At 65.1% G+C, this 7,650-nt stretch carries 13 protein-coding genes; 6 read left to right on the forward strand and 7 right to left on the reverse strand.

Annotated features, from left to right (window positions below; translation table 11 throughout):
• From Q392_RS25820 to Q392_RS33110, 4 genes are all read right to left on the reverse strand, one after another.
• On the reverse strand, positions 1 to 201 hold a 201-nt coding region (locus Q392_RS25820), incomplete at its 3' end, for a leucine zipper domain-containing protein (protein ID WP_157008295.1).
• 511 nt (positions 202 to 712) lie between these two features.
• Complete coding sequence (locus Q392_RS25825; RefSeq protein WP_038215173.1) at positions 713 to 1,018, reverse strand: type II toxin-antitoxin system RelE/ParE family toxin; 306 nt, start codon at positions 1,016 to 1,018, stop codon at positions 713 to 715.
• Between the two features lie 75 nt (positions 1,019 to 1,093).
• The gene (locus tag Q392_RS34250) at positions 1,094 to 1,306 is read right to left on the reverse strand and encodes a YlcI/YnfO family protein (RefSeq protein WP_425425202.1); all 213 of its coding nucleotides are present in this window, start codon (positions 1,304 to 1,306) and stop codon (positions 1,094 to 1,096) included.
• A 48-nt stretch (positions 1,307 to 1,354) separates the two neighbouring features.
• The gene (locus tag Q392_RS33110) at positions 1,355 to 1,495 is read right to left on the reverse strand and encodes a PIN domain-containing protein (RefSeq protein ID WP_157008297.1); all 141 of its coding nucleotides are present in this window, start codon (positions 1,493 to 1,495) and stop codon (positions 1,355 to 1,357) included.
• Between the two features lie 326 nt (positions 1,496 to 1,821).
• On the opposite strand from Q392_RS33110, the gene nhaA reads away from it, so the two are divergent.
• The 6 genes from nhaA to Q392_RS25855 all read left to right on the forward strand — a co-directional run bounded on the left by nhaA (position 1,822) and on the right by Q392_RS25855 (position 5,932).
• Positions 1,822 to 3,156 (forward strand): Na+/H+ antiporter NhaA, encoded by a 1,335-nt coding sequence (nhaA, locus tag Q392_RS25830; protein WP_038215183.1) that lies wholly within the window; start codon positions 1,822 to 1,824, stop codon positions 3,154 to 3,156.
• Positions 3,157 to 3,364: 208 nt separating this feature from the next.
• Positions 3,365 to 3,580: a cold-shock protein gene (locus Q392_RS25835; protein ID WP_038215198.1), complete on the forward strand. Its 216-nt coding sequence runs from the start codon at positions 3,365 to 3,367 to the stop codon at positions 3,578 to 3,580.
• 89 nt (positions 3,581 to 3,669) lie between these two features.
• Positions 3,670 to 4,671, forward strand: coding sequence for a trypsin-like serine peptidase (locus Q392_RS25840; RefSeq protein ID WP_084217414.1), 1,002 nt, complete (start codon positions 3,670 to 3,672; stop codon positions 4,669 to 4,671).
• Positions 4,672 to 4,678: 7 nt separating this feature from the next.
• On the forward strand, positions 4,679 to 4,879 hold the full coding sequence (locus Q392_RS25845; RefSeq protein ID WP_038215199.1) for a hypothetical protein: 201 nt from the start codon (positions 4,679 to 4,681) through the stop codon (positions 4,877 to 4,879).
• Between the two features lie 176 nt (positions 4,880 to 5,055).
• Positions 5,056 to 5,571 carry a hypothetical protein gene (locus Q392_RS25850; RefSeq protein WP_157008299.1) on the forward strand — a complete coding sequence of 172 codons (516 nt, stop codon included), beginning with the start codon at positions 5,056 to 5,058 and terminating at the stop codon, positions 5,569 to 5,571.
• Between the two features lie 49 nt (positions 5,572 to 5,620).
• On the forward strand, positions 5,621 to 5,932 hold the full coding sequence (locus Q392_RS25855; RefSeq protein WP_157008301.1) for a hypothetical protein: 312 nt from the start codon (positions 5,621 to 5,623) through the stop codon (positions 5,930 to 5,932).
• Between the two features lie 211 nt (positions 5,933 to 6,143).
• Here the strand turns inward: Q392_RS25855 and Q392_RS25860 are convergent, their stop codons facing one another.
• Genes Q392_RS25860 through Q392_RS25865 form a run of 3 tightly spaced genes read right to left on the reverse strand, consistent with a single transcriptional unit; the run spans position 6,144 to position 7,119 of the window.
• Positions 6,144 to 6,542 carry a hypothetical protein gene (locus Q392_RS25860; protein WP_157008303.1) on the reverse strand — a complete coding sequence of 133 codons (399 nt, stop codon included), beginning with the start codon at positions 6,540 to 6,542 and terminating at the stop codon, positions 6,144 to 6,146.
• Positions 6,543 to 6,575: 33 nt separating this feature from the next.
• Positions 6,576 to 6,734, reverse strand: coding sequence for a hypothetical protein (locus tag Q392_RS33115; protein ID WP_157008305.1), 159 nt, complete (start codon positions 6,732 to 6,734; stop codon positions 6,576 to 6,578).
• Entirely contained in the window at positions 6,721 to 7,119 is a 399-nt protein-coding gene (locus Q392_RS25865; RefSeq protein ID WP_281173464.1) for a DUF378 domain-containing protein, read from the reverse strand. Before Q392_RS25865 ends, Q392_RS33115 begins: the two co-directional genes overlap by 14 nt.
• Positions 7,120 to 7,650 lie beyond the last annotated feature (531 nt).

A 7,650-nucleotide genomic window follows, 5' to 3' on the forward strand; every position in this document is an offset into this window, starting at 1 on the left:
GGACCGCTCGGGGCGGGAGGACTTGTCCAGCAGGCCGGCGGCGCCGTCGGCCAGGTAGCGGGCCAGCCATTTGCGGGCTGTGACCGCGCTGACGCCGTGCCGGCAGGCGGCTTCTGACGCGCTTGCACCACGTTCTGTGATGTCTTGGACCATCTCCAGGCGGCGCAGGTAGGTCAATCGGGCATTCTTATGGGTGTTCATCCGGTTGGGTGACTTGAGTGGACTGGGGGTTTGGCGATTTCCAGTCTCTCAAAACCTCTCCGGGTGAACACCCGCAACAACCTATTGGGCCTTCACACCTAGCGCACGAGGATCTGCTCGGGGATGGTCACACACCTCACCCTCGCCTCGGCCTCCTTCAATGCCTGGCGCAGATCAGACAAAGCTTCACCCGCATCGGCCAGTACGGATTCCCGTATCTATGTGATGTTCCTTCTTGAGCCTGGCCCTGGGGCCCAATCCCAAGAGATTGTTTATCCAGCATGAGGTCAGCCTCTTAGAAAATCGATAGATTGCCGAGGGAACAATTTGGGAAATGTCTCTCGAAGAGCTATTTTAGAGGCTGATTTGGCGTGCGTCTTGTACGCGGAAATGCGACAGGATACGCGCTTCCCGCGTCACCATCTGCCACAGCGCGCCTACGAAAAAAAAGCACGGCGCACGCGAATCTGGGGATTCGCATCCCATCGCCTTCACGCTGCTAGTGATAGGCCTACTCCACCTGATGCCTGACGGCGAGCACTACAACCTTGGCGGGATCGGCGATCTCGTAGAGTAGGGCATAGCCGCTGGCACCGGATGGAACGGTCAGTTCGCGACGCAGTCCGTCGCCGTGCGCTGTCTTGCGAGAGATGAATGGCGTCCTGGACAGGGGCACCTGGGCGGCCATCTCGCCGACCACGATCGCGCGTTCCGCCACATCCAAGTCTTCGACGGTTTCGGTGCGATCGAGCAGGTACTGAAAGAGCTTCATGAGGTCCGCTCTTGCTTGCGGGGCAACCCCTATCGCAAAGCTCATCGTGCCTTGGCTGACGGTGCACTCAACTGCCGGCGCTTGATCTCGAGCCGCTCGCGCATTTCTCCGATGACCTCATCAACAGGATGCCCCACGCCCGTGCGCACGTACTCCTGCCATGCAGCCCCGCCCCGGGGCATAACACTCGGCTTGCGTGCGCCGATATTCCACAGCGCTGCGCACCTTGCCCTCGATGAACTCAGACAACGTCTCGCCCTTGCGGAGCATTGACTCCAGGTTTGCGCGAATCTCAGGATCGACGTGCGCTTGCGGAAGGATGGCTGACTTCATGGGGCGAGACTGTGCTGCAAATTCCGTTGCAACAACAAGTCCGTGTATTCAGCCACGGGATTCGAGGCTGTCGAGGACCATCATCGGCGCAGCCGGTTCCTCGCCCCGCTTCCTGAGCAGCGAGGGCAGATATTTCCTGGCGTCGACATAGGCGACATCTGGAGCAAAGAACTGACGGCTGGCACGCATTCCGAATGCGTCCTGCTGCCTCAGTGCGGCGCAAATCAGAATGTTCGCGCCAGAATGAAGGCCTGCCCGAGTCACCGCTACCGGCGCGCTGGAAGCGACGTACTCCGCCAGATCAGCCCGAAGCTCCCGGATGTTGTGGCAGATCCCGCGGCGCCATGAAGCCTGCGAGCCGGTGCACGATGTCACTCGCACGTACGAGTGCTCTGCATGGAGGCATCCAGTTCCTTTGTGACCATCGGGCGGTGACGCGATTGCACCGCGAATCTTCCGCAGCCGCCCAGGCATGGCACTTCGCCGCAGGCGCTCTGGTATTCTGGATTGGATCCATGGCCCAACCTCGCCGCGCTCCACCGGAGCCTGTTCAACTTCCGCGAGGTCTGATCGATCACGTCGTCCCGCCATTCGCCCGGTTCATGCGGATCGAGGCCGCCGGAGGCGCGGTCCTGCTCCTGGCCACGGTCGCCGCGATCGGGTTGGCCAATTCCTCATGGTCGACAGGCTACCTCGCGCTGTGGGACAGCCCGTTGGGGATCCGCCTCGGCCCGCTGGAACTGGCCCGGTCTCTGCGTGCATGGATCAACGACGGGCTGATGACGCTGTTCTTCTTCCTCGTCGCGCTCGAGCTCAAGCGGGAACTGGTGCTCGGCGAGATGCGCAGCCCCCGCCTGGCCGCACTGTCCGTGGCCGCGGCCCTCGGCGGCATGGTGGTGCCTGCAGCGATCTATCTGTCATTGCAATGGGGGCAGGCAGGCCAGCACGGCTGGGGCATCGCCATGGCCACCGACACCGCCTTCGTCATCGCCTGCCTGGCGCTGCTCGGGCCGCGGGTGCCCCACAGCCTTCGGGTGTTCATGCTGTTCCTGTCCATCGTCGACGACATCGGCGCGATCCTCGTGGTGGCCATCGGATACAGCCACCACTTCGACTGGAGGATGATGGCCCTGGCGGCGCTGTGCATCGGCTTGCTGCGCACGCTGGGCATCGTCGGAGTGCGGGGAATGTCCGTGTACTTCCTGATGGGCGCCGCGACCTGGCTGGCCGTCGACGCCTCGGGGCTGCACGCCACCATCACGGGCGTCATCCTCGGCCTGATGGCACCGGCCCGGCGCTGGGTGAGCGACGACCGCCTCTACCGGATCCTGGGCCAGGTCGTCTCGCATCCGACGGGCAGCCAGGACGCGGGCGAAACCCGCGACCGCGAGACCCTGCAGATTGCCGAGATCGCCGTGCGCGAGTCCCTGTCTCCAGTCGAGCGGCTGGAACTGGCACTGCATCCGTGGGTGAGCTTCGGCATCCTGCCGCTGTTCGCGCTGGCCAACGCCGGCGTGGACCTGTCCTGGGCGAACGCCGTGCAGCCCGTGGCGACGGCGGTGTTCTTCGGCTTCGTCATCGGCAAGCCCGCGGGCGTGCTCGTCTTCTGCTGGCTCGCATTGCGCCTGGGACTCGCCTCGCGGCAGCCCGATCTGGGCTGGTCCCATCTCCTCGGCGGCGGGCTGCTGGCAGGCATCGGCTTCACGATGGCGTTGTTCATCGCCGGGCTGGCACTCGGCTCGCCGCTGCTAGACAGCGCGAAGATCGGAATCCTCGCGGCCTCCATCTTCTCGGCGGTCGCGGGCGTGGCGGTCCTTGCGACGGCAGGACGCCCTCGAGCCAGGCCTTGAAGAATATGTTCGGGGATTCCGGCACACGGGCACGAAGCCGTGTACTATGGGTCCGGTAGATATGTGCAAGACCATCGCTTCATAGGTCTCTTCCCTGCTCCCTGCCAGCGTTCTGCCGGCGGATGTTTCGAACTTCCCTTGGTGCTCTTTTCTTGGCGTCTCTGCGCCGGGCGTGCTGTTGCGCCTGGCAATCAGAAAGGACATCGACATGACGACACAGACCGGAACCGTGAAATGGTTCAACGAGGGCAAGGGCTTCGGCTTCATCGCGCCCGATGACGGCGGCAAGGACCTGTTCGCCCACTTCCGCGAGATCCAGGACAGCGGCGGCTTCAAGACGCTGACCGAGAACCAGCGCGTGCAGTTCGAGGTGACGCAGGGCCTCAAGGGGCCCCAGGCCTCCAACATCCGCAACGCGGCCTGAGCACGCGGCGGGGCGCAGCAGCCCCGCTGCCGCCGATCACCCTGAAAGCGCGGCCCGGCCGCGCTTTCTCATTTGGAAAGGCGATTCCGATGAACAACCTGCAGGACGCGACAGAGCGCATCTGCGAGCTCAAGGGCAGCCTGATCGCCATCGACGCGCTGCTGCCCGCGCTGGTCGAGACGCTGCCGGCCGCGGCGCATGGCGCCTTGTCGGCCTCCTTCGACGCGCATTGCGAGGCCGCACGGACGGTGCTCCTGCACACGCCGATCTCGGAACACGTGATCGCGGCGTTCGAGCGCGACGCCGCGCGCATGTGCGCGGTGCTCGCGGGCACCGCGCCGCAGGCACCGTCCCAGGACGTCGTCGAGCCCGTGATGCTGACCACGACGCGCGTATCGACCTTCCTCAAGAGCCACCTGCTGTCCGGCGCCACCGGCTTCTTCTTCCGGCGCGGCGGCCGCCTCTTTCTCGTCACGAATCTCCATGTGCTCGCGGACGGGCCGAGCAATCACTTCCCCGACCGCATCGACATCGCCATCCACACCCACGAACGCGATCTGACGCGCCATGCGGTCGTCTCGCTTCCTCTGTACACACGAGAGGGCCGGGCCTTGTGGCGCCAGGTGTCGGACAGCGCCGGGACCGTGGACGTGGCCGCCGTCGAGATCGACTGCGCGCTGCTGCCGCCTTCTTCCGTCCTGCAGGCTTTCGAGCCTGCCCATCTGAAGAACCAGGGCGAGACGGTGGCCGTGGGCGATACGTTGACCGTCATCGGCTTTCCGATGGGCTTTCATGACACGGCGCACCACCTGGCCGTCGCCCGCGGCGCCTCCATCGCGTCCGCCTACGGCGTGCGCTTCCAACAGCGCGGCTGCTTCCTCACGGATGCGCGCACCCATCGCGGCAGCAGCGGCGCGCCTGTGCTGCGTCGCCGAAGCCTGCCCGAGACGGCCCGGTCGGTGCTCCCGTGGCAGTTGATCGGCGTGCATTCCACGCGGATGGACATGCGGCCCCGCGACCCCTTCGACGACGAGTCGCTTGGACTGAACTGCGCCTGGTACGCCGACGTGCTGATGGCCTTGACGGAGTGAGGAAGGCGTGAACCCGCTGGCCGTCATCTTCCAAGTGCTGGCGGCCATGCTCGCCGCCTATGTGGTGATGAGCATCTGGTCGGGCGGGGTCTGGGCGCTGCGCGGCACACGGCCGGAGCATGTGGTGCGGGGCGAGGAGCCGCTGTGGTTCTGGGCGCTCATCGTGCTCTATTCCTGCCTTGCGGCCGGCCTGGCAAGCGTGCTCTGACACTGCACGGCGCGCACGTGCCGGCAGCCTTCCCTTGGCTTTTCCGGGGTGGCGACTTCGCCAGGGCTCGCCGCAATGCCATTACTCGCGGCAGTGCCGAAATAGGCCTAGGTGAATCGGGTTGCAGCGCGCATGATGGGTTGCAAGGCAAACCTGCCTTGCCATCCGAGACGATCATGCTTGCATCCCCCGAACGCCGAAGGGCGCTGTATCTCTACCACCCGGCCAGCGCGGCGCCGCCACCCGCTGATCCATCTCCCGCACCGGTACGCGATCCACCGCCGGACAAGGAGTCCGCCAACCACCCCACGATGAGGGTGGATGCCCAAGTGCAAGCGAATGACGAGTTCCGGCAGGATGCCCGGCTGTGCGGCATGGACGTCGAACCGCTGAACACCCGCTACAGCCTGGTGTGCCACGAGACCCGGACCAAGGTGGTGGTCGGAGGCGACGGGGACTGTGCCGGCGAGATGCTTTCGGCGCTCGTCACGGACACATCGCGGGAGGCGCTGTGTGCCTTCCTCATGCACAACCATAGCTACTCCCTGTATCTCGTCGCCGAGAACTGGGCGGGCGCGTCCAACTATCCGCTGTACCGCGAGTTCCTGGGCGAGGAAGTGCTGGCCGACCCGGACGACAACGCCGTGTCCAGGATGCGCGATGTGCTGGTGCAGCCGGGCGCCTGTCTGTGACGACGGCATGCACCCGGGTCCCGCCGTCGAACCGACGCGAAAGAATTCGATGATCGATGTCGTCGTCCAGTGGTATCGACGATGGTGTCCCTTTGCCGATGCCGGGCGAGGCAACGCCGGCGTGGAGCCGGTGCTGGATCGGGCCGCTGCGCCGCTGCCGGAGAGCGAGCAGCCCGCCCTGTTGATGGAAGACGCTCGCGCCCACGCGGCGCCGGATGTGGAACTGCAGCGCAGGCTCGGCGAACTGGCGATTGGCTTCGACGGTCGTCAATACACCTACGCGAGCTACAAATACGACCGGCTGGACGATGCGGTCCGCTATGCAGAACTGGTGCGCGGCCGCCAGGCGCATCCAACCTGAGCGGCGACCTGGCCCCACCCTGTGTGCCGTGTGCCGGTCGACTCCGCGCGAGACATCTCCCCTCGCGCCCAGCTGATGCCGCATGGGCCCTTTGGATCTCACGAGGGCCGTCGGCGGAGTGCCCTGAAACTCTCAACGTGCGCGGCGCCTGTGCGCGGAGTCGGAACGAAGCCTCGGTGCACGCCGGTCGCCCGCCCCGGATCACGCAGCGTCAGCGCGCCGATCTGGACCGGATGAGTTCGGCATGACGAACCGCGTCGTCCAGCCGATCATGTCGATAGCCGGCATAGGTGTACTGGCGGCCATTGAAGCCGATCGCGAGATCTTTCATCCGCGACTGCATTTCTTCGGCACCGGGCATCGAGGCGACGGATACCTTTGCTGCCGGCGGGAGGCTCGTTTGGCCGCTTTCATCGAAGCATGCGTCTTCGCCTGGGGCCTGCCGAGAGCGACCTCCAACTGACAGGGCGACATGCATCCGGGAGAGCACGCCGCCCCACGCCGGCATCGACCGCGAGTGGCGCAAGAAGCACCACGTCGCGATGACGTCCAGCAAGGGAATGCACGCCGCCGCCAGCAGGGCGAGGATGAGGAACGTGGTTGATGCCATGGCGGTCTCCAATCAATGGCGCTGCGGAGATCCTTATGGAAACAGCCAGCGCAACACCGCGAGCAGCGCCGTCACGCCAAGGACGGCGCTGCTCAGGAACGCCATGCCCAGGATTGCTGCCACCCATCCGCCGGCGGGTTGAACTTCGATCATCGGGCTCGGCACACAGGGCGCCTTCTTATCTTTGATCATTGAGATCCCCTTGAAACGGGACGCTCAGGAAATAGAGGCCGGCAATCCCGACGATGGCATAGATGATGCGGGAGAGCATCGGCGTCGAGCCCAGGATCGAAGCGACGAGATCGATTCCGAAAAACCCCAGAGCCCCCCAGTTGAGCGCACCGATGACGACGAGAGCCCAGGCGACCCAGTTGAGGGTCCCCAGCGGGTTCCGGGTACCGCTGGTCTCGAAGGGAGAACGAGTGAAGGTGATGGCCATGACGGCTCCTGTTGGATAGATGCTTCGTGCGCACAGCTGGTGCGCCCAGTCAGTCGCTTGCCGGCGTGCGTTGCGAGCGCCGCCGCCGAACCGCCGATCGCTGGTCAACGCATTCAAGACGGCGGCCAGGATGGACATCGACTCAGGCCACCTTGCTCCAGCAGCTTCCGCCCCGGGCTGGCCGTGCGTGCAATACGGTGAGCGCGAAGTTCATCCAAGGTGCTCACGCCCGTCCGTGCTGGGGCATGGACGGCGTTTGCGACTTCTCCGATGCCCGGCGGTCGGACGCTTCATCCTTGGCCGGCGCCAGTTCGTCTTGAGGTTGCCGAGCGGTGCCCTGCTCGATGGCGTGCGGCTCCGCGGGGATCGCCTGCGCAGGCGGAGGAGGGATGTCATGGCGCGATGGGTGCCGAGGATGAAGTTGCTGGGACATTGCTGCCTCCGATTCCGGGGCGGTGCGCCTCGATGAGCCATCCTGCGCCTGGAGGCCGCTTTCTCCTAGGACTATTTCGGCACTGATTGCCGTAATGTCTTTTCACCTCGTGTTGGTGAACGCGATCGGTGGACTCGTCGATGCTGTCAGGCGCCATGAAAAACTGCCCCCCTGGCGCCATTGAGAACTGACCCCCTTTCACAGCGAAGGAGGTCATGGATGGAAGAGGAGATCGA

Origin of the sequence: Xenophilus azovorans DSM 13620 (assembly GCF_000745855.1) — a bacterium.
Classification (GTDB): Bacteria; Pseudomonadota; Gammaproteobacteria; order Burkholderiales; family Burkholderiaceae_C; genus Xenophilus; species Xenophilus azovorans.